The organism is Luteococcus struthionis, from assembly GCF_048595755.1.
Classification (GTDB): Bacteria; Actinomycetota; Actinomycetes; order Propionibacteriales; family Propionibacteriaceae; genus Luteococcus.
Genome location: NZ_CP184360.1, coordinates 1,820,647 through 1,842,042 on the forward strand (window position 1 = coordinate 1,820,647; position 21,396 = coordinate 1,842,042).

Here is a 21,396-nt window from a genome sequence, read left to right on the forward strand (position 1 = left end):
CCGGGGTGGTGCGGCTGAGCGCCACCCCGGCTGGGGGATAATGCACCCATGCCCAGTGACGCTGCCCTCGATTTCATCGGATCCTTTGCCGACTTCGTGACCGCCTCTCCCACCAGCTACCACGCCGTCGCCCAGATGGCAGACCAGCTGCGCGCGGCCGGATTCACCGAACTGGACGAGAAGCAGTCCTGGCCGCACGTGGCGGGTGGCCAGTTCGTCATTCGCGACGGCGCGCTGATCGCGTGGCTGGTGCCCGAGGAGGTGGACCAGACCTCCGGGTATCGCATCGTCGGGTCGCACACCGATTCACCCAGTTTCAAGCTCAAGCCGAACCCCACCAAGACCACCGCGGGCTGGCAGCAGGCCGGCATGGAGGTCTACGGCGGCCCATTGAACAATTCGTGGCTCGATCGTGAGCTGGGGCTGGCGGGCCGGCTGGTGACCATCGACGGCACCGTGACCCTGGTGCGCACCGGGCCGATCGCCCGGATCGCGCAGCTGGCTCCCCACCTGGACCGCAGCGTCAACGAGAACCTGAAGCTGGACCGCCAGCGTCACCTGATGCCCTTCTACTCGCTGGACACCAGCCTGGACATCGAGGAGTACCTCTGCCGGGTGGCGCGCATCGACGTCAGCGAGCTGGCGCACCACGACGTCTACGCCTACCCGACGGAGGCGCCGGCCGTCTTCGGACCAGACCAGGAATTCTTCGCCTCGAGCCGGATGGACAACCTTTCCAGCGTCTACGCCAGCCTGCGTGCGCTGATGGACGTCGAGCCCGGCAAGGACGTCGTGGTGCTGGCCGCCTTTGATCATGAAGAGGTGGGCAGCTCCACTCGGTCGGGTGCCTGCGGTCCCTTCCTGGAGGACGTGCTGGTGCGGCTCTCGGAGGGCCTGGGCATCACCGGGGCGGGGCACCGCGCGATGCTGGCGTGTTCCTCATGTCTGAGCGCGGATGCCGGCCATGCCGTGCACCCCAACTACGTCGAGATGCATGACCCGAACAATCATCCGCAGCTGAATGCTGGGCCGCTGCTCAAGATCAACGGCAATCAGCGCTATGCCACCGACGGCGTCGGTTCGGCACTGTGGAAGCGGGCCTGTGAGCAGGCCGACGTGCCCACCCAGCCCTTCGTCGGCAACAACGCGGTGCCGTGTGGCTCCACCACCGGCCCGTTGACCGCGACCCGGCTGGGCATCACCACCGTCGACGTCGGCATCCCGCTGCTGAGCATGCACTCGGCCCGGGAGCTGTGTGGTGTGGAAGACCCGTGGTACTTCAAGCGTGCGCTGGAGGCCTACTGGGCGGGGGCGTGAGTCTCCACGATGGCGGCGTAGACCTCATCGAGTAGGGCCTTCTGGCGGCTCTGCAGGTCTTTGAGCTTGGCTTTGCGGCCCTTGCCTTGGTCTACCTGGGCGAGAGGGATGGCGCTCCGCAGCGACGTAACTTTATGGCGCCAGCCATTGACCAGTTCCGGGTCTGTTGCTGGGGAATACTCCTCAATCAGGTGAGCGACGACATCGAGGGATGTCGCGAGCTGCTCGAAAGGATCGGCCTTTTTCGGGGTCTTCACCTTGCCCCTTAGCCCCCGGACTGTCTCGCCTGCCATGGTTACAGCCGGCTTCACGCCGTCGACGACGGCCTTGTGTACAGCAGGGTCCTTGGCCAGCTGCGCCGCTTGCTGAGCGATGACGCCGCCCACTACGCCTGCGGCTGCCTTCTTGGGCGTGGCCATCAAGGTGCTCCTTCGGTTGGGGGCTCCAGCCTACGGTAGGCCCAAGCAGGTCATGCCTCGGAGCTGGCTGGGAAAACCGTCTCGCCCCAAGGATGTGGTTAACATCCGTTGGGTTCCTCTTCCGCCCTGCTATCCACCAGCCTCACCCTGGACCGTCCGCCGTGGTGAAGGCTCTCTCCACATCGATCGTGCGGGAATCCTTGGTCGCTCGTCCATCTCTTGACGGCGGTCAAGATCCTACTGTGAGCCATTGAGCATCGCAGGCCGGAGGATCGCCCCGCTCGCGCATTGGGTACTCGTGCTGAATCGCCTCGAGATCCTTTGCCAGCTGCGCAGAGACCCCCAAAGCCTCTCGCTACTGGCTGATTCGGAGAGTGACGTGACAAGGGGAAGCTGCAGCTGACGCACAAAGACGGCGCTAGGACCTATGATGCAAGCCATACCCCTAGTCTCGCATCCAGACTTGTGCCCCGGCATGGAGCAAGGGTTGAGCCACCAGCCGTGGAAGTAACGCCTCGCGAGCCACATCTGGCAAGCTCTGCACCAATGACCGTGTGCGGGGGCACCGGTGTCCCTACTGGAGAGTCATCGTGTTTGAATCCCTCGCAACGACCATCTACGAAGCCATCGCAGCTTCGGAGGAGCACGAGTCGAGGTCGGCGTCCTGCCTGCAGCCTTGGTGCCTCCGCTCTTGGCTCTCGGATGGTGTTCGCTCGCATGGCATTTCGACGCCGTGCTTCGATTGCTGGCATATAAGCAGCCGCGAAGGGAGGGGCGGCGGACACGGGCTTCTTGGAGCGCGGAGTTGTGGGGGGCTAGTTCGCCAGTCTGGAGCAGGCGCAGTGACGCCATGTGCGGAACTAGACGCCAATATGAGCATTCTTCAACAAGGCTCCACGCTGGCTCTACGCGCGCCTAGGGAGTCGCGACTCCCATCAGGTCGGATGAGAGGATCTCTGAAGTGCCTTCCATGAAGAGGTCAGTTGCCCTAATCGCTGGGGGGGCGGCGGGAGGGCAACTCATTGCCCTGGCCTGCTCTCCCCTCATCAGCCGGTTGGTCCTCCCAGCCGAATACGGAATGTTTGCCATCATCAATGGCTTGATCATGCCTTTGGTGAGCATCTCCGCCCTGCGATTGGAGGCTGCGGTGCCCCTGCCGCAGAATGATGACGAGGCGTTGGACCTAGTGCGAACAGGTCTCGCTTCTGTGACAACAATGACTCTCGTGGGGACGGTGATCGTCTGGCTCGCGAAAGGACACCTGGTCGATCTCACGAGGCTTGACGTTCTTCCCGAACTACTGGTGTGGGCTCCGTTGATCGCCGGTTTGATGGGGGTATTCGTTCTCCTGAACCAATTGGCTATTCGTTCCCGTCAATACGGCGCCATTGGGGCTCGGAACGTATTGCAGGGAGCCGTCACGGGAATCGGGCAGGTACTCTTCGCGGCTCTGGGATGGGGCGCTCACGGGCTTGCGCTCGGGCTTGCGCTCGGGCAGGCGGTTGGAGCCTTCTCCTTGTGGGTTTCTCTCGGCTCAATCTTCGCGAAGAGGTCACAACGCCCTGCCAGGCTTAGAGGAGTAATCAGTCGGTACAGGTCTTTCCCTCTCCTCATGATGCCCTCGGCGTTGATCAACTCCTTGGGCCTTCAAGTTCCCTTGTTGCTCGTCGCAGCGATTCACGGCACGGGTGCCTCTGGTTGGATGGGAATGACGCAACGTGTTCTCGCGATCCCACTAGCGCTCATCGGAACAGCTATCGCCCAAGTCTTCCTCGGAGAGTTCAGCGCAGCGAAGAGAAGTAAAACGACGGGGCTGGAAATCTTGTTTCTGAGGACATCGAAAAGACTGGCACTCGTGGGAACTCTCTTGGCTATAGGAATTGCTTTGCTTGGGCCAACTGCCTTCTCGTTGGTGCTTGGGGAGCAATGGCGAATGAGCGGTATCTATGCGCGATGTCTGGCCTTGGGGTTTGTTTTCCAGATGGTTGCAAGCCCTCTTTCCCAGACACTGATCGTAATGAAGAAGCTGGTGTGGCAGTTTCTCTGGGACATTTTCAGGCTCATTGCATGTTGCATGGCGGTTTTGGTGCCTGGCTTGCTTGGAATGTCCGATGTTCTCTCCCTTTCTCTCCTGGGGGGCGTGATGGGAATTGCATACCTAGTTTTGTGGGTGATCTCTTGGCGCGCGGTTAGGGGGCAAGAGTGAGGCTCTTGGATTTCGTGGCTGATCTTCCCGGGGGAGGAGAGGTAGAAGAACTGCAAGGAGGTGGGGATCGTGTTTGAGGATCAAGGGTCACCCAATATTGGGGCCGAGGAGCAAGACAGTGGAGGGTCTGGCTCTGACGCCAAGAGATTCTCCACGAGTCGCAGGGCTGCTCTTTCGCTCGGCGCTCTGGGGCTGACGGGGGCAGGCATCTGGTTGGTTTCCGCCCAATTAGACAAAGAAGACGGTGGGGCGGTCGAGACTAGTGTGTCGGACGTCACTTCCGTCAGCGAAGGGGAGGCAACGTATGCCAACCTGATGAAGGCAATGGAATTGGGGCGCAAAAAGAATCGCCGAGTTGTTGCCGCAGGTCATATCGTGACGGACAAGACCTTGGTAGTGCAGGCTGACTGTGACCTTCGAGACCTTCAGATTGATTACACCGGAAACGGCGTCGCCGTGGCACTTCAGCCCGATCCGGTCAAGGTCGGGTTCTTCTTCCTGCCCAGTGTGTCGAACAAGAAAAAGCGGAAGGGGTGGTCGGAGGTTTCGGGTTCAGTTGGCGTCCGTGCTACGAATGTGAACATGTCAGATATCTCAATCCCTGCGGTGGCGGGATTTGAGACTGGAGTTCTACTTGAAGGCGCTCAAAACTTGGGAAGCTGTTACAACCGCGTCTTTCTGGGGTGGTTGAACAATAACAGGCACAATCTGCACCTCACCTGCAGGCTGTCGGGTTGGGTGAATGACAATACTTTCTTGGGAGGAAGGCTGACTCACAATTCTGATGAAGCCGTAGGTGGAAGCGGATCCAGCATGATTGCCGCAGCTCCCGGAACCAGGCATATCGTTCTGACTAAGTCCGCGGGGAAATGGGCTGGGCCGAATTCAAACAGGTTCTTGGGGATGGCCTTGGAGAATACTGGAGCTACTCAATGTCAGCTAGAGGTATTGGAGGGGTACTCCAATCTCTTTCAAGGTTGCCGTTGGGAGGCCATGTTCGCGGGGGAGGCTTCAGACGGTTCCCTTCAGCAACGGCCGCAAGTGCGTTGGGGGGCGAACTCAAGGCACAACAGCATCATAGATGGATATGGGGCTAGCCAGATCGTTGCCCGCCATTCGGAGGGAGGTTACGGGAACTCTCACGGTGACGGAATCCACGCGACTCGGGACTATGCAGATCAACGGCTGGGTAATGTAGTAATCCCGGGGGGAGAGATTCTGTCTAACATCACCGGTTCAGACAGCCCCGTGATTCAAGTAATGCGCCCTAGGTGGCAATTTCACGGGGATTCCTCGGAGTATGACTGGCGATGGAAATGGACGGCAGGCCAGCTGCTCGGAAAGGGGCATGCAGATTCTTCGCCAAAGATGCTCCTTGATGCAGGTGAGGGGCGGATCGCGGGGCAATCTCTCACATTGGATCCCCTCGAGCCAGGAGCGAGACCCGCCGCCTCTGCTGTGGAGCCAGGTACACAGATATATGATCGATCCCTGCGGCTCCCTCTCTGGAGCGATGGCGCTGAATGGCGCGACGCCATGGGGCGACCTCGTTGATGCAAGGTCCAGTGACCTATTTGAATCTCTGTCGAAACAGGGCGAGTGTGGCTCAATGCGCACGGGCGCGCCAGACCAGTCCCAAGCCGATCAGAGTCCAAAGAACGCGGTTGCTCGTCAAGTCGCTTGAAGTAAGAGCCGACCCGTAAATGGTGATAAATAGTGCGAGCATTGTTGGGTGTGATTCACGGGCCAACGTCCAAAGTCCCTGCAAGGCATACCAAGAGATCACGGTAAGTACGACGAAGGCGATGACTCCGCCTTCCATCAAAGACTCTGCGAGGATATTGTGCGGGTATTGTGCCCAACCTTGGAGATCGTTCCTGAGCCCAATATTCATGTGGAGCACGAAGTCCCCCCAACCGAGGCCCCACGGGGCCTGCGCCGTCAGTCTCAGGCTTTCGAGGAGTAGCTGTACACGGACCTCATCGGAGGCTCCGCCGAAAGCAGTGACAAGGCGTGAATTCTGGACAAACTGCCATGCAAGGGTGAGCATGGCCGCCAACGGGAGGACACGAGTGATGAGGCGGCGCTCCCATTTGTTGGTGTTCTGATGGCTACCCACAGGAGCCGCAAAGACCACTGCGATTGTGATTCCCATGAGCGCTGCAACCAGCGGTCCCCGGCTGCCTGTCATGAAGCTTGCATGAAGGCAGAGGGCTGCGGCTCCCAGTGCAGGCAGTGTCGGCCTTTTTAGTGGGCTGGAGACCAATAGGCACACTACTGCGAGAGCGCACATGCGCGCGAGTGCGATCGTGTTGCCGTCCTCTAGTCCAACACGTTCACTTCCCTCCGCAGCCACGGTTCCGCCCACTTCGATGCCAATGGCAATCGCGACGCCTAGGACCACTATCGTGTTGATGAATGCACGTTGACGCCGCGCGTTGCCCAGCAGGAGCATGCCGCCAGCCATCAACAAGGGGATGAATGTGAACAGCTGGATGGATTTCTGCATGGAATAGGGGTGGGCGAAGCTGCTCAGCGCCAGTCCCGGAAGGAGAGATCCTAGGAAGATAAGCAGGGGGGTGACCGCGCGCAGCCTCTTCGGACTGGAAGCAAGAACGGCTAGTACGAAGATGGCCACGGGTGCCATGGTGGCTACTGTCAGGTCGAGGGGAACGATTTGGCGGATGGACTCGAGCTTCCAGAGGTTGACAGTTGATGCGGCAGCGAGAGGTGCAGCTACAAGGTAGTCAGGGATCCTTGGGTGGATATCCTCATGAGCCTCGCGCTGGCCGCTGGGTTCAAGGGTCCTGGAGTTCACCATGTTGCGCTTCTTCTTGACCACACGCGTTGTCACGGCGCTCATAGCTCCGACTCCATGGCCTCGGCGAGCCGGTCCCGTTGCGCTTCCCAAGAGAATTTTTCCCGAAACGCCACGCGTCCAGCCTCTCCCATCTTCTTCACAGCCGATGGATCATTGGAAAGGAGTTGAATCTTCATTGCGATGTCTTGGCTGTCTTCGAAGTCAGCAGTCATGCCACAAGAGTTCTCTTCAAGGATCTTGACGATCTCAGGGGAGTAATTGGGGGCGAGTACAGCTACACCAGCGGCCATGTATTCAAACAGTCTGTTGGGGAGGCTGGCTTCTCCAAGGACTCGGCCGTAGGCAATCATCCCGATGTCGCAAGACTGTAGGAGATCCGGCATTTCTCTATGAGGAATTCCCTCGAGGCAGACGACCCTCGAGGAAAGGTCATCTTGGCGAAGGCGGTTCGTGATCTCCTCATCGAAGGGGGCTGCTCCTGGGCCCCCGGAGACAATGAAGAGCACCTCAACTCTGGAATCAACAGGCAATTGCTCAACGGCTTTGACCACCGCTGGTGTGCCGTTGCCTGACATTGCCTTTCCATGGATCACCCGAAGGGGATCACTACTGTGGAGCTGCCGGCGTTCCAGCGAGGAGAAATCTGCTGGAGCAGTGTTCAGGACAGCAAGACGAGCGGAATTCGATGACGTATACAAATCCAGGAGTACTGGGCTCACTGCAATCGTGAGATTAGAGCGGCGTGCCGTCCATGACAGAAGAGAGTTGACAACTCGGCCGGCCAGGGCGGCCAGATTATCGTTCTTGATTCCTCGACGAAGAAGTCCATTGTGAAAATCCTCGTGGATGTCGAAGAGTGTTTTGGCTCCATTCTTCTTCGACACGGCGAGTGCCGCGAGTGCGGCATCGGGATCCGGTGTGTAGATCCAATCGGCGTCCTTGTATTGCGCGGCAGTTCTCGCGCTTCGGGCGAGGCTGAGCAAGCGCCCACGCCAACCACTTTGGCGTTCGGTCAGCCGCCAAGTAATGCGGGGGTCCCGGGCGGTGTCAAAGAAGCTCGTGTCTGGTCCGCACCAGACAACCTCGTGGCCAAGGTCGCAGAACCCCCCGGCAATCTTGGTCATGACCCGAACATCATCTGTCGGGTGCGCGGAGGTCAAGATGAGGATTTTCATGGGTTTTCCAGTGGGGTCTGGTTCGAGAATTGTGGTGTGGCGAAGCTTGGGTGAACGAGAGGGCCACGGATCATGGCCTCGTGGACGTCGAGGTCGTGCTGGGTGCTAAATCTGTCCCGAAGCTTGCGTGCCGGGACACCTCCCCAAACCTCGTATGCGGGGACGTCCTTGGTCACAACGGCGCCAGCCGCCACGACCACGCCGTCGGAGATCGTGACCCCACGACGGATGATCGCTCCGTAACCCACCCACACGTCGCGTCCGATAGTGGTGGATTGTTGCGGGGGGCGTCCCGAAAAATGCATGGGAGTCCCCGGCAGATCGATCACGTGGTCGTCGCCGACGATGGCCACTCGCGGGCCGAAGAGTGTGTAACGGCCAATAGAGGTCTGAGGGCCCACCCAGCATTCATTGCCCATGAAGACGTATTCCTCGGTGGACAGATCCTTGGAGATCATGCAGGAGGGATGGATGTAGCTCGTGGGGTGCACACCGTGCCACCGCTTGGCCGTCTTGATGGTGTGAGAGCGAATGGCGCGCAGACGTCGGTACAGATCAGAGTTTCGCGACAAGCCCTTCATCGCAGACCGGTCCAGCTCTTGTGGCGGCGGGCCGTGGACATGATGAACCGAACGGCTCGGTCTGAGGTGTTGTCAATGGCGTAGTCCGCAGGCAGAGTCCGGCTCTCGGGGGAGGCCACAGGATTGGGGCTTGCCATGACGTCACCCACGGCTGATTCCACGTCATCGGGATTGAGACCAGTCATCATGATCCCGGCGGTGTCGAGGGCCTCGGGACGCTCAATCGAGTCACGCAGCGTGATGGCCGGGAATCCCAGAATGGTGGACTCCTCTGCGATGGTTCCCGAATCACTCAGCACACAGGCACTGTGGAGCTGCAGATGGTTGTAGTCGTGGAATCCCAGAGGATCGTGGAAGACGATTCCTTCGGGGGCGCTCCAGTCCTCAAGAGCCTCCAGGCGCTTGCGGGTGCGTGGATGCGTCGAGACGAAGACCGGGAGCTGGAAGGTGTCATGGACGCGGACCAGACATTCCACCAACTGGCGGAGCCTTTCGGGGGAGTCCACGTTCTCCTCGCGATGGGCGCTGACAAGGAAGTATCCCTTGTCCTCCAGCTGCAGGCGCGTCAGCACGTCGCTCGCTTCGATTTGGGGCCGGTAGTGATCCAGCACCTCGCGCATGGGGGAGCCGGTCAGCAGGATCCGCCGCGGGTGGAGCCCTTCGCCCAGCAGGTTACGGCGAGCGTGCTCGGTGTAGACGAGGTTGAAGTCCGCCACGTGGTCCACCAGACGACGGTTGGTCTCCTCGGGAACGTTCTCGTCGAAGCAGCGGTTTCCTGCCTCCATATGGTAGACGGGCACGCGCTTGCGCTTGGCCATGACCGCGGCAATGCAGGAGTTCGTGTCACCCAGCACCAACAGGGCGTCGGGCTTCTCCTGGTCGAGGATCTCCTCGGTCTTGATCAGCGTTTCGCCCAACACACGCCCCAGAGACGAGGTGTCCACGCCGAGCATGTGGTTTGGCTCGCGGATGCCGAGATCATCGAAGAAGACCTGGTTCAGCGAATAGTCGTAGTTCTGACCGGTGTGCACCAGGACGTGGTCGACGGTCTCGTCCAGACGCGCCAGCACACGGGACAGCCGGATCAGCTCCGGTCGGGTCCCCACAACGGTCATCACCTTGAGCTTGTTGCCCATCACAGATCCTTCTCGTAGCGGTTCATGGCGCGGCCTTCAGGAGTGGAAAACTCCTTGGTGAGCTCCCAGCCATTGCTTTGGTAGAAGCCGTTGGTGGCCTCGTTGTTCTTGGCATCAGTGGTCAGGAATGCGTGCCGGGCACCCCGCAGCCGTGCGGCCTCGCACCATGCGTCGATGAGGGCGCGTCCGACACCAGAGCCCTGGGTATCGGGATCCACGCAGATCGAGGAGAGCAGTGCACCCTCGACACGGTCACCCGCCTCACCGCGGTACAGGATGCCGCGGGCCAAACGCGGAATGCGCTTCGGATCCTGGATCGCTGCTTGCGCGCTGGCAGCGGCGAAACCGACCAGACGACGCTTGAGCAGTCGGCTGAAGAAGCCAGCGGGTTGGGTGGTGCCCACCACAGCCCCCAGTACGCGTCCGTCCTCACCGTGGGCCACTACCGTGACGCTGGTCGGGTCGGTGAGGAAACCCTTGTAGAACTGGGCCAGGAAATTGGGCCCCAGTTGGCTGAGGAAGAAGTCCGGGAAGGCCCGACGATGCAGGGCGACGACATCGTCGATGTCGGCCGCGTGCAGGGCCGTCGTGGTCGTCACTTGTCTGCCTCCTCGTGCGGGCGGACCTTCTGCCAGAAGGTGTCCGGGTTCTCGGGGTCGAACAGGGTGTGGGTCCAGAACTGGGTGAGCAGTTCCGTCTCACCGATGTTGGTGATGTTGTGGATCCACAGCGTGGGCATGTCGATGGCGACGGGGTTCTCGCCGTCCACCTCAAAGTCGATCACGTCGTCTCCGAAGACCTTGCGCAGGCTGATCCGGGCCTTGCCGCCCAGCACGACGAATCGTTCGATCTTGCCTAGGTGGTAGTGCTCGCCCCGGGTGATGCCGGGACGCGTGGTGCTGACGAAGGTCTGGCCCTGACCACCGTGGCTCCGGACGGTCTCCACCAGACGGCCACGGTCGTCGGCGTGGGGCGTCAAGGCGATGGGGTAGGACTGGGGGAACAGGGCCCCGCGCAGCGTGTTGAACAGATTGACGTCGAAGTCGGTGAGCAGGGCGGGAATGTCACCGGTGCGGTAGGTCTCGCGGTAGCTCTTGAGCTTGTCGAGCACCTCCACCACGGTGGTTTGGTGTGCCTCGGGGCGCAGCTGGCCAGTAGCGCCGGTCAGAGCGTCGATCAACACCTGGGCTGCGTCCTGCACGTGGAGCAGACCGATCGGGTTGTCGTTGACCTCGGCGGGGGGAGCGTCCTGGGCGACGGCGTGCGCGAAGGTGGCGACGAAGGAGTTGTAACCCGGGCGGCCGTACTCGCCGAACAGGTTTGGCAGCAGGACGTCGACCACCTCACAGCCACTGTCCCCCAAGGCGCGGGCAGCAGCCGCCTTGCCACGGCCGTAGGGATTGTCCTTCTCGGCCTGGATGCTGTTGGCGTAGACGATGCGTCCCACACTGGCCTGGCGAGCAGCGGCAGCCACGTCGGTGGCCAGCTGCAGATTGCCCTGCTCCACCTCTTCATCGCTGGCGCGGTTGATGCCGGCGATGTGGATGATCGCGTCGCAGCCTTGGGCCAGCGTGCCCAAGGAATCCCAGTTCTCGCGGGTGACTGCCGTCACCTCATGATCGGTCAGGGCATCCAAACGGACCCTGGTGTGCCAGCCGAGGAAACCCCCGGCTCCAGTCAGCAGAATCTTCACAGTCCGGTCTCCATCAGCTTCTGGATCTCAGGCAGCTTCATGAGCAGGGCCTTGGTGCCCTCCACATCGAGCTGTTCGGTGTTGGACGAGTCGTAGGCCTCCTGCGGACGCTGGCGGGTCTCCATGCCTTCGTCGAAGTACTTCTCGTACTGCAGGGAACGCGCATCCAGCGGCACGCGGAAGTAGTCGCCCTCGTCGGAGGAGCGCACCATCTCCTCGAAGCTCAGCAGGGTCTCGTGCTGCTTCTCGCCGTGGCGCACACCAATGACCTCGATGTGCGGATCGTCATTACCGAACAGCGAGGCGACCGCGCGCGCCAGCACCTCCACGGTGGAGGCGGGGGCCTTGCGCACGAAGAGGTCACCGGCTTCTGCGTTCTCGAAGGCGTGCAGCACGAGATCGACCGACTCGTCCAGGCTCATCAGGAAGCGAGTCATGTCCGGATCGGTGATGGTCAGCGGCTTGCCGGCACGCAGCTGGTTGACGAACAGGGGGATGACCGATCCGCGCGAGTACATGACGTTGCCGTACCGGGTGACCGAGACGGTCGTCTCCGACTGGGGGTTGTTGCGGGCGAAGGCCTGCGCCGTCTTCTCCATCAGGGCCTTGGACATGCCCATGGCGTTGACCGGGTAGACAGCCTTGTCGGTGGACAGGCACACCACCGACTTCACCCCGACGCGTGACGCGGCCTCGATGACGTTGTGCGAGCCCACCACATTGGTCTTCACCGCCTGCTGCGGGAAGAACTCACAGGAAGGAACCTGCTTCAGCGCGGCGGCGTGGAAGACGTAGTCACAGTTGCGCAGGGCGTCGGTGACCGAATCGGCATCGCGCACGTCGCCGACGTAGAACTTCAGTCGCTCGTCGTTGAAGTCTCGACGCATCATGTCTTGCTTCGCCTCGTCACGGCTGAAGATGTTGACGCGGTCAACACCGTTGGCCAGCAGGTGCCTGGCCATGGTGGATCCGAAGGAGCCGGTGCCGCCGGTGATGGCGACGGTGCTCTGGTTCAGGTCGAGGTTGCTCACAGGGTCTTCTTCCCGGACGCCGCCTCAATCAGGAGGCGTTCCAATCGATCGACACCCGCGCGGACCGCGAATGTCTCGTCGTAGTAGTGACGGGCCTGCTGGCCCAAGCGGTCGAGTTCCCCACGTTCGGCCGCACAGATCTGGTTGATGGCCCCCGCCAAAGCGGTGATGTCGCCGCTGGGCACGCACCAACCCGCCTGACTCTCCTGGGCCACGGTGGCGACATCGCCCCGACCGGCCACCAGCAGCGGACATCCGGCTGCCAGCGTCGCCTGTGTCTTGCTGGGCATCGTCATCTGGGCCAGAGGGTGCTCGTTGAGGCCGATGAAGGCCGCGTCGGCGGTGGCCAACAGGTTCGACATGCGCTCCGGGGCGATACGGCCGAGGAAACGGACGTTGGTCAGTCGAAGCTCCGAAGCACGTGCCTTGAGGGATTCCTCCGCAGTCCCGGAACCAGCGATGAGCAGGGCGAAGCGTGGATCTGTCACATGAGCGCACGCCTCAATGAGGGTCTGCAGACCCTGTGCCTCGCCGATGGAACCTGCGTAGACCAGGACCACCGCGTCATCCGGCAAGCCCAGTTCATCCCGCATGTCCTCGGCGCCAGGGCGGAAGATGTCTTCGTTGGCCCACATCGGGGTGTAGGCCAGTTTGTTCTCGGGAACCCCTCTGGAGAGGAGCTCGTCGTGCACCCCAGGGGAGATGTAGCTCACGAAGGTCGACACGTCGTACATCGCCTTCGCCGCTGCACCGCTGCCACGCATGGCGAGGCGGCCCAGCGTGGAGCCTTCGGCGACTCCCGAGGCCCCCAGGGTGTCCGGCCACAGGTCAGCGACATGCGCAATGGACGGAACTCCCAGGGCCTTGGTGGCCAGCAGCATGGCAGGCGCAAGCGTCACTGGGGAGTAATTGACCCACAGGGCATCCAGACCGCGCAGGCTTGGCAGGCCCACCGTGGCTGCCGTCAGACCGAAGCTGCCGTAGGTGAGCATTCGCGAGAGGGCTGATGCCTTGTGTGAGGGGTAGAGGGCGGTGCGAGTGACCTGCACACCGTCGAGGTTTTCCTTCACTCTCGGCCGGATTCGATAGCCGTCGGCGAGTTGCCCCGTGGGGTAGTTGGGGAAGCCGGTCAGCACGCTGACCTGGTGACCACGGTCGACGAGACCACGAGCCAAGGTGCCGGGTAGTGCAGCAGGTCCCGGCTCGGGGTCGTACCACTGCGTCAGGAGGCCGAACCTCACGCGGGCCTCCTCTCGGGGGTAAGGGGCCGATGATTATGTATGTCGTGTTTGCCACGGGGGTGGCGATCGATAGTCTAACCAGAGTTCGGGGATCGTTCGGGGACTAGACATAGCGAGGTGTTTCACGTGACCGTCGACGACCGGATTCCGTTCGCCGTACCTGACATCGGTGAAGAGGAGATCCAGGCAGTCACCGATGCCCTGCGCTCGGGGTGGCTCACCACCGGGCAGAATGCAGCCGCCTTCGAGAAGGAGTTCTCGGCAGAGCTGGGCGACCCGTCAGTGCACTCGATTGCCGTGAATTCGGCCACCGCCGGTTTGCACCTGGCCTTGGATGCCCTGGGCGTGCAGCCGGGCGATGAGGTCATCGTCCCCGACTGGACCTTCACCTCAACTGCCGAGGTGGTCCGTTACTGCGGGGCCACACCGGTCATCGTCGACGTGGATCCCGTGACCCTCAACATTGATCTGGAGGCGGCCCAACGCGCGGTCACCGAGCGCACCAAGGTCATCATGCCGGTGCACTTTGCGGGCTTGGCCGTGGATCTGAACGCTGTCGCGGCCTTCGCGGAGCGCAATGGTCTGCGTGTGGTTGAGGATGCCGCGCACGCTCACCCCACCACCTGCAACGGCGTGCGGGTGGGCCTTGGCTCCAGTGACTGCATCGTGTTCAGCTTCTACGCCACCAAGACCATGACCACCGGTGAGGGCGGCATGGTCGTCACGCGCGATGAGGCGCTTGCCAAGCGGATGCGCACCATGCGCCTGCACGGCATCAGCCGCGACGTCTTCGATCGGTACACCAGTGACAAGCCGTCCTGGCAGTACGAGGTGGTGGCTCCCGGGTTCAAGTACAACCTCACGGACACCGCCGCTGCCATGGGACGCGTGCAGCTCAAGCGTGCCGGCCAGATGCGCGACGCACGAGCTTCGATCGCTGCCCGTTACTTGGAGGCCTTCGCTGATCTGCCGGTGCAGTTGCCCGTTGATGCCGCTGAAGGATCGAGTCACTCGTGGCACCTGTTCGTGCTGCGTCTGGCCGATGAAGCTCCCATCGGTCGCAATGAGTTCATCGAGAAGATGTCTGCGCTCGGCGTCCTGTGCAGCGTGCATTTCATCCCGCTGCACTTGCATCCCTATTGGCGAGACAGTGGAGATCTGCAGGAATCGGACTTCCCGGTGGCGGCCGATGCCTTCAGGCGGGCAGTCAGCCTGCCAATCTTCTCGGCCATGACCGATGCCCAGGTGGATCGCGTCATCGCGGCCGTGAGAGAGCTGCTCGGCTGATGGACAGCAAGCGAACCTTCGACGTGATTGTGGGGGGAGCCATGCTGGCCGCGGCCTCCCCCGTGATGGTGGTGGCAGCGGTTGCTGTCGCGGCTGAATCGCGCGGTGGCATCTTCTTTCGTCAGGAGCGGATCGGCCTCCATGGAGAGCCGTTCAGGATTCGCAAGTTCCGCACCATGCGTCCTTCGGCGGGGGGTGCCTTGGTGACGGTTGCGGGGGACGATCGAATCACCCGGGTGGGGCGAGTGCTTCGTGCCAGCAAGCTCGACGAGCTGCCGCAGCTGATCGATGTGGTCGAGGGGCGGATGAGCTTGGTGGGTCCACGGCCGGAGGTTGCCAAGTACGTGGACCAGTGGCCGGAAGACCTGCGCGACGTCATCCTGTCGGTGCGTCCTGGGATCACTGATCCGATGAGCGTCGAGCTGCGCAACGAGTCCGAGCTGTTGGCGGCCCAGAGCGATCCCGAAGGCTTCTACGTGAGTGAACTCCTGCCGCGCAAGGCGCAGGGTTATGCCGACTACGTGCGTACCAGGACGCTCTTGGGTGACATCAAGATCATCATGCGCACGATCAGGGCTGTGGCTTCCTGATCATCTGCGGTCCTCCCATGCGGGCAACTGGGGTCGGGCAACGAACCAAGTAGCATGGCTGACATGATCGAGCCTGCGCGACTCCTCACCGTCTGTACCGGGAACGTGTGCCGTTCCCCCTACCTTGAACGCCGACTTCAGCAAGCCATGGACAACGCTTGGGGCGCCGGGGCGGTGGAGGTCCGTAGCGCTGGCACCAATGCCTTGGTGCAGGCTGAAATGGATCCCCAGTCCTTGAGCCTTCTCGAAGCCCAAGGGGGTGTGGGAGCCGATTTCCGTGCCCGGCAGATAGCCAAGGAGATCTTGGCCGAGCAGCAACTCGTGATCGTCGCTGCGCGTGAGCACCGGGCTGCCGTGACCCGAATGTGGCCCAAGGGGCTGGCCCGTACCCATACCCTGCTCGACCTGGCCCAGCTGGCCTCCTTGGTGAGCGACGAGGAACTGCCGGAACGCTCGGATGCACGCTCATGGTTTGACGCCGTGGTGCCGCTGCTTGCCTCCAAGCGCGGGCTGCAGATGCCATTGCCTGCAGAGCAGGCCGAAGTGGTGGACCCCTTCCGTCAGAGCGCCGAGGTCTTCGCAAGGATGCAGAAGCAGATTGAAGACGTGCTGCCCTCGGTGGTTCGCGTGTTGGGCGGCTGATACCGAGTTCAACGACGAGGGGCCTTCCCGAAGATCATCTTCGGGAAGGCCCCTCGTCAGCTTTGGTGGGCTCGACAGGCTCAAGTGACCTCGACAGGCTCGGCCACCGTTAAGGAGCCAGGCTCGGCCGTCAGGGAGCCAGGCTCGGCCACCGTCAGGGAGTTAGGGTCGGCCACCGTGAAGTGGCCAGCGTTGGGGTCAGGCTTCGCCGTCTCCGATCACGAAGCGCTTGGTGCCTTCCCACTTGGTGGCGTCGGTGCAGTTGCGGCCGTCGACCAGGACCTGCACGCCGGGGAAGTCGGCGGCACCGAGCTCGCTGAACTCGGGGTGGTTGGCCTGCACGATCACCGCATCGACCTGGTCACCGTCGGTGTACGGAGCCAGGTTGAGCTTGGCCAGCTCCTCGGCGGTGTACATCGGATCACTGACGGTGACCTGCGCACCACGGGCGGTGAGCACCTGGAAGGTGGGGAAGACACCACTGAAGGCGGTCTCCTTCACCTTGCCGCGGTAGGAGGCGCCCAGGATGAGGACCTTCTTGCCCTCCAGCCCGCCCAGCGCGCCCTCGACCAGGGTGACGGCATGCTCGGGCATGGTCATGTTGGCCTCACGCGCGGTACGCACGATCGTCGCGTCCGGATCGGTGTACAGGTACAGGCGCGGGTAGACCGGGATGCAGTGCCCACCCACCGCGATGCCGGGCATGTGGATGTGGCTGTAGGGCTGCGAGTTGGAGGCCTTGATCACCTTGTAGACGTCGATGCCGTTCTTCTCGGCGAACTTGCCGAACTGGTTGGCCAGGCCGATGTTCACGTCACGGTAGGTGGTCTCGGCCAGCTTGGCCATCTCGGCCGCCTCCGCGGTACCCAGGTCCCACACACCATTGGGAGTGTCCAGGTCGGGACGCTCGTCGAAGTCCAAGACCGCCTCGTAGAACTCGATCGCCTTCTTCGTGCCCTCCGGGCTCAGGCCACCCACCAGCTTGGGGTACTTGCGCAGGTCGGCGAAGACCCGACCGGTCAGCACCCGCTCGGGGGAGAAGACCAGGTGGAAGTCGCTGCCCTCACTCAAACCCGAGATTTCTTCGATCATCGGCTTCCACCGGTTGCGGGTGGTGCCCACCGGCAGCGTGGTCTCATACGAGATCAGGGTGCCCGGGGTCAGGTGCTCGGAGAAGCTCTTGGTGGCCGCCTCCATCCAGGCGAAATCGGGCTGCCAGGTCTCGTCATTGACGAACAACGGCACCACGATCACGATCGCGTCGATGCCCGGGATCGCCTCGGAATAGTCCGTGGTCGCCTTCAGGTTGCCCGCCGGCACCAGCTCGGCCAGCTTCTCACCCAGCATCGCCTCACCCGGGAAGGGCTCCTTGCCCTCATTGATCGTGTCCACCACCCGCTGCTGCACGTCCACACCAAAGACCTCATGGCCCTTGGACGCGAACTGGACAGCAAGCGGGAGGCCGATCTTGCCCATCCCGATGACAGCGATCTTCATGGAAGTCCTTTCGTGATGAGCGTGCATCAGTTGATCTCGAGGAAGATGCCGGTCTTGCTGGATTCGATCATGGCTTCGCAGACCTGGACGACGCGGGCGCCTTGATCGAGGGTGACGATGTCGGCGTCCTTGCCCAGCACGGCGTCACGGAAGTTCTCGTGTTCGGTGCGCAGGGGTTCGGGCTTGGCGATCGCGAAACGGGTCACGTCACCCTCGGAGACACCACGGAACTGCGCGATGTCGTCCCAGGAGTGCTGCACGATCCCGTTGCCGTAGAAGGTCAGGTCGGCGGTGAGGGTGTCGGCGATGAACATGCCCTTCTCACCGGTGACGATGCACAACCGTTCCTTGGTGGGCGTCAGCCAGTTCACCAAGTGGTTCGACATCAACCCGCCCGACAGCTGGCAGGTGGCCGAGACCATGTCCTCGTACTGACGTCCCGACTTGAACATCGACCGCGCCGCGACCAGCTCGTAGTCACGCTGGGTCACCCACGCGGTCAGGTCGATGTCATGCGACCCGAGGTCCTTGATGACACCCACATCGGCGATGCGGTTCGGGAAGGGGCCCTGACGACGGGTCGCGACCTGGTACAGGTCACCCAACTCGCCGGCCTCCAACCGCTTGCGCAGGTTCTGCAGCGCCGGGTTGTACCGCTCGATGTGCCCCACCGCCCCGACCAGGCCCTTGGCCTTGAAGACCTCCGCCAAGCCCTTGGCCGAGGCGGTGTCCTTGGCCAACGGCTTCTCGATCAACGCGTGCACCCCGGCCTCGGCCAGCTTCGTGCCAATCTCGTCGTGGTACACCGTCGGCGCGGCCACCACGCAGTAGTCCAGCCCCACCTCGATCAACTCATCGATCGACTTCTTGACCTCCAACCCGCCGGCCACACCGTGCGGGTCACCCATCGCATCCGCGACACCGACCAGCTCGACACCGTCAATGGCCCGCAGGTTACGGGCATGGTGACGGCCCATCATGCCCAGACCGATCAGGCCTGCACGAAGCTCTGCCATGCTCACGCACCCGCCTTCGCCACAGTGTTGACGGCATTCACGACGCGCTCCAGATCGGCCTGGGTCAGCGACGGGTGCACCGGCAACGACAGGCACTCCAGCGCGGCCTTCTCCGTCTCCGGCAGCTCCACCGGCGACTGGAACGGAGCCAGCCGGTGGTTCGGCACCGGGTAGAACATGCCCGACCCCACCTGGAACTGCTCCTTCAACGCCTTCGAGAAACCATCACGATCCTCCGGCACCCGGATCGTGTACTGGTGGTAGACGTGCACCGCACCCTCAGCCACCGGCGGAGGGGTCACCCCCTGCAGGTTCTCCGACAAGAACTTCGCATTGGCCTGACGCTGCTCGGTCCAGGCACCCACCTTGGTCAACTGCACCCGGCCGATCGCGGCATGGATGTTGGTCATGCGGTTGTTCAGGCCGACGACCTCATTGTGGTACTGCTGCAGCATGCCCTGGTTGCGGTACAGGCGGCACTTGCGCTCCACCTCCGCATCGGCGACGGTGATCATGCCACCCTCACCCGAGGTCATGTTCTTGGTCGGGTACAAGCTGAACGCACCAAAAGTGCCAAACGCCCCCACCGGGGTGCCATCCAACGACGCACCATGCGCCTGCGCAGCATCCTCGAACAACTGCAGACCATGCTTGTCGGCAATCTCCTTGAAGGCCTTCATGTTCGCCGGATGCCCATACAGGTGCACCGGCATGATGCCCTTGGTCTTGTCCGTGATCGACGCCTCGACACTCTTCGGATCCAGGCAGAACGAACCCGGCTCGATGTCGGCGAAGACCGGAGTGGCCCCCGTCAACGCCACCGAGTTCGCCGTCGCAGCGAACGTGAACGACGGCACGATGACCTCATCACCCGCACCGATCCCAGCGCTCAACAAACCAATGTGCAGAGCCGAGGTGCCCGAATTCACCGCAACCGCCTGACGACCCGGAGTGAACTGCGCCGCGAACTCAGCCTCGAAATCAGCCACCTCCTGACCCTGAGCCAACATGCCGGTGCGCATCACACGCGTGACGGCCTCAATCTCCTCCTCACCAACAATCGGCTTGGCCGGCGGGATGAACGCTTCAGTCACTTTGCTTCCTCTTTTCAGGGGCCTCGCGTGTCCGAGTCGGGGGTCTCGGGTCGGGCCTGCCGCGGCAATACATTATCTCGCACGCCTTACAGATCGTGAAATGACACGAACGAGGGGTTCGGCGAAGAAGCCCGAACCCCTCGTTCGTGTGAGTTTCGTCGATTCAGTTGGTCGGCATGGCGCGCTGGGGCGTCTCGATCTCGGCTGCCGAACCGGGAGCACCAGGCGCGGTGGCAGTGCTGGGCTCGGGCGTAGTGGCTGCGATTTCGGGCCGTTCCGCTTGGCCATAACCGTAGCGTTCACCGTAGTAGTAGTAACCGCCAGAGCGATTGGTCGGTACGCGGTTCATCACGACTCCCAAGACACGAGCGTCGACTGTCTCCAGGTTCTGCAACGCCCTCGAGACGTCCTCCTTGTTGATGACGCCGGCGCCGACCACGACGATCGCACCGTCGGTCAGGCGGGAGACGACCGCCGCATCCGTCACCGGAAGCAGCGGTGGGGCATCGACCAGCACGTAGTCGAACCGCTCACTGAGCTGGTTGAGCAGCGCGCGCATCGCCTCCGAACCCAGCAGCTCGCTCGGGTTGGGCGGAATCGGGCCGGCTCCCAGCACCACCACGTTCTCCGCAAAGGGCTGCAGCACGTCGTCCAGTTCGGCATCGCCAATCAAGACGCTGGTGAGGCCTACCCCACCCTCGAGGCCCATGTAGTTCAGCAGCTGCGGGCGGCGCAGGTCGCCCTCCACCACGCAGACGCTGTGACCGCCGGCTCCGATGGTCAGGGCGAGGTTTGCGGCCGTCGTCGACTTTCCTTCGCCGGGTAGCGACGAGGTGAGCACCATGATCTTTGGGTGATTGGCAATGTCAACGAACTGCAAGTTGGTGCGCAAGGTGCGGAAGGCCTCGGAGCGCGAGCTCATCGGGTCGCTCTGCACGATGAGGGGTTGCTTCGGGGCATCGGCGTCAAACGGGATGGCACCAATGATGGTGGCATCGGTCAACTCCTTGACCTCGCGCTCGCCATTGACCGAGGTGTCGAGGCGATCGCGGAGCAGGGCGAGGGCCAAGCCGAGCAGCAGGCCAGCGATCAGACCCAGCGCAATGTTGCGCACCGGTTGGGGAGAACTGGCACCTGAGGCCACCTCGGCAGGCTCCACGATCGTAGCCTTCACTGGGCTGTCCTGCCCCTCCTTCACTGACTGCAACTCCTGTACCGTCGACGTGAACTCCTCTGCCACGGCATTGGCCACCTTCGCGGCCCGCTCGGCATCGCGATCGGTGACGTTCACGTCGATCAGCACGGTGTCGGGCGGAGTGGTGGCGGTGAGCGACGTGGCCAGGGGAGCCCCCTTCTCGACTCCCAGCTCCTTGCGTACTGGATCCAGCACCTTGGGTGAGGTGATCACCTGGGCGTAGGTCTTCATCTGCTTCTGGGTGAAGGTGCTGCCCTGGGCCAGATCGGCCGTGGAGTCACCGCCCCCTGTGGAGACGAAGAGCTGGGCCGTTGACTGGTAGGTCTTCGGCGTCAGAATGGTGAGTGCCGCTGCGGCCATCACCAGCAGGCACGTCATGGCGACGATGGATCGCCAGCGCTTGCGGGCGATCCGTAGGTAGTCCTGGAGGTCCACGGGGGAATTCACTTTCTTCT

General features: G+C 62.4%; 18 protein-coding genes. 5 read left to right on the top strand and 13 right to left on the bottom strand.

What is annotated here, in order from left to right; all coding sequences use genetic code 11:
- The first annotated feature begins 48 nt into the window (after positions 1-48).
- Complete coding sequence (locus ACOAMO_RS08305; protein ID WP_420174339.1) at positions 49-1,317, top strand: M18 family aminopeptidase; 1,269 nt, start codon at positions 49-51, stop codon at positions 1,315-1,317.
- Here the strand turns inward: ACOAMO_RS08305 and ACOAMO_RS08310 are convergent.
- The gene (locus tag ACOAMO_RS08310; protein ID WP_420174340.1) at positions 1,299-1,736 is read right to left on the bottom strand and encodes a hypothetical protein; all 438 of its coding nucleotides are present in this window, start codon (positions 1,734-1,736) and stop codon (positions 1,299-1,301) included. The two genes, ACOAMO_RS08305 and ACOAMO_RS08310, sit on opposite strands and share 19 nt — an antisense overlap.
- Before the next feature lie 970 nt (positions 1,737-2,706).
- Here ACOAMO_RS08310 and ACOAMO_RS08315 point away from each other — a divergent pair.
- On the top strand, positions 2,707-3,942 hold the full coding sequence (locus ACOAMO_RS08315; protein ID WP_420176992.1) for a lipopolysaccharide biosynthesis protein: 1,236 nt from the start codon (positions 2,707-2,709) through the stop codon (positions 3,940-3,942).
- A gap of 1,606 nt (positions 3,943-5,548) precedes the next feature.
- Here the strand turns inward: ACOAMO_RS08315 and ACOAMO_RS08320 are convergent.
- The 8 genes from ACOAMO_RS08320 to ACOAMO_RS08355 all read right to left on the bottom strand — a co-directional run bounded on the left by ACOAMO_RS08320 (position 5,549) and on the right by ACOAMO_RS08355 (position 13,620).
- The gene (locus ACOAMO_RS08320) at positions 5,549-6,805 is read right to left on the bottom strand and encodes an O-antigen ligase family protein (RefSeq protein WP_420174341.1); all 1,257 of its coding nucleotides are present in this window, start codon (positions 6,803-6,805) and stop codon (positions 5,549-5,551) included.
- The gene (locus tag ACOAMO_RS08325; RefSeq protein ID WP_420174342.1) at positions 6,802-7,938 is read right to left on the bottom strand and encodes a glycosyltransferase; all 1,137 of its coding nucleotides are present in this window, start codon (positions 7,936-7,938) and stop codon (positions 6,802-6,804) included. The genes ACOAMO_RS08320 and ACOAMO_RS08325 overlap by 4 nt, the downstream gene beginning before the upstream one ends.
- Positions 7,935-8,396 (bottom strand): acyltransferase, encoded by a 462-nt coding sequence (locus ACOAMO_RS08330; RefSeq protein ID WP_420174343.1) that lies wholly within the window; start codon positions 8,394-8,396, stop codon positions 7,935-7,937. Before ACOAMO_RS08330 ends, ACOAMO_RS08325 begins: the two co-directional genes overlap by 4 nt.
- A 119-nt stretch (positions 8,397-8,515) precedes the next feature.
- Positions 8,516-9,655 (bottom strand): non-hydrolyzing UDP-N-acetylglucosamine 2-epimerase, encoded by a 1,140-nt coding sequence (wecB, locus tag ACOAMO_RS08335; protein WP_420174344.1) that lies wholly within the window; start codon positions 9,653-9,655, stop codon positions 8,516-8,518.
- On the bottom strand, positions 9,655-10,254 hold the full coding sequence (locus tag ACOAMO_RS08340; protein ID WP_420174345.1) for a GNAT family N-acetyltransferase: 600 nt from the start codon (positions 10,252-10,254) through the stop codon (positions 9,655-9,657). The genes wecB and ACOAMO_RS08340 overlap by 1 nt, the downstream gene beginning before the upstream one ends.
- Entirely contained in the window at positions 10,251-11,348 is a 1,098-nt protein-coding gene (locus ACOAMO_RS08345) for an NAD-dependent epimerase/dehydratase family protein (RefSeq protein ID WP_420174346.1), read from the bottom strand. The genes ACOAMO_RS08340 and ACOAMO_RS08345 overlap by 4 nt, the downstream gene beginning before the upstream one ends.
- The gene (locus ACOAMO_RS08350; RefSeq protein WP_420174347.1) at positions 11,345-12,379 is read right to left on the bottom strand and encodes a polysaccharide biosynthesis protein; all 1,035 of its coding nucleotides are present in this window, start codon (positions 12,377-12,379) and stop codon (positions 11,345-11,347) included. Before ACOAMO_RS08350 ends, ACOAMO_RS08345 begins: the two co-directional genes overlap by 4 nt.
- Positions 12,376-13,620: a glycosyltransferase family 4 protein gene (locus tag ACOAMO_RS08355; protein ID WP_420174348.1), complete on the bottom strand. Its 1,245-nt coding sequence runs from the start codon at positions 13,618-13,620 to the stop codon at positions 12,376-12,378. Before ACOAMO_RS08355 ends, ACOAMO_RS08350 begins: the two co-directional genes overlap by 4 nt.
- Positions 13,621-13,746: 126 nt before the next feature.
- Between ACOAMO_RS08355 and ACOAMO_RS08360 the strand changes: the two genes are divergently transcribed.
- From ACOAMO_RS08360 to ACOAMO_RS08370, 3 genes are all read left to right on the top strand, one after another.
- Positions 13,747-14,907 carry a DegT/DnrJ/EryC1/StrS family aminotransferase gene (locus ACOAMO_RS08360; RefSeq protein ID WP_420174349.1) on the top strand — a complete coding sequence of 387 codons (1,161 nt, stop codon included), beginning with the start codon at positions 13,747-13,749 and terminating at the stop codon, positions 14,905-14,907.
- Positions 14,907-15,497 carry a sugar transferase gene (locus ACOAMO_RS08365; protein WP_420174350.1) on the top strand — a complete coding sequence of 197 codons (591 nt, stop codon included), beginning with the start codon at positions 14,907-14,909 and terminating at the stop codon, positions 15,495-15,497. Before ACOAMO_RS08360 ends, ACOAMO_RS08365 begins: the two co-directional genes overlap by 1 nt.
- Positions 15,498-15,560: 63 nt before the next feature.
- On the top strand, positions 15,561-16,139 hold the full coding sequence (locus ACOAMO_RS08370; RefSeq protein WP_420174351.1) for a hypothetical protein: 579 nt from the start codon (positions 15,561-15,563) through the stop codon (positions 16,137-16,139).
- 198 nt (positions 16,140-16,337) lie between these two features.
- On the opposite strand, the gene ACOAMO_RS08375 is transcribed toward ACOAMO_RS08370, so the two are convergent.
- The 4 genes from ACOAMO_RS08375 to ACOAMO_RS08390 form a co-directional block, all read right to left on the bottom strand.
- Positions 16,338-17,636: a nucleotide sugar dehydrogenase gene (locus ACOAMO_RS08375; protein ID WP_420174352.1), complete on the bottom strand. Its 1,299-nt coding sequence runs from the start codon at positions 17,634-17,636 to the stop codon at positions 16,338-16,340.
- 26 nt (positions 17,637-17,662) lie between these two features.
- Positions 17,663-18,652 carry a Gfo/Idh/MocA family protein gene (locus tag ACOAMO_RS08380; RefSeq protein WP_420176993.1) on the bottom strand — a complete coding sequence of 330 codons (990 nt, stop codon included), beginning with the start codon at positions 18,650-18,652 and terminating at the stop codon, positions 17,663-17,665.
- Between the two features lie 2 nt (positions 18,653-18,654).
- Positions 18,655-19,746, bottom strand: a complete 1,092-nt coding sequence (locus ACOAMO_RS08385) for a DegT/DnrJ/EryC1/StrS family aminotransferase (protein ID WP_420174353.1) — start codon at positions 19,744-19,746, stop codon at positions 18,655-18,657.
- 163 nt (positions 19,747-19,909) lie between these two features.
- Positions 19,910-21,376 carry a polysaccharide biosynthesis tyrosine autokinase gene (locus ACOAMO_RS08390; RefSeq protein WP_420174354.1) on the bottom strand — a complete coding sequence of 489 codons (1,467 nt, stop codon included), beginning with the start codon at positions 21,374-21,376 and terminating at the stop codon, positions 19,910-19,912.
- Positions 21,377-21,396 lie beyond the last annotated feature (20 nt).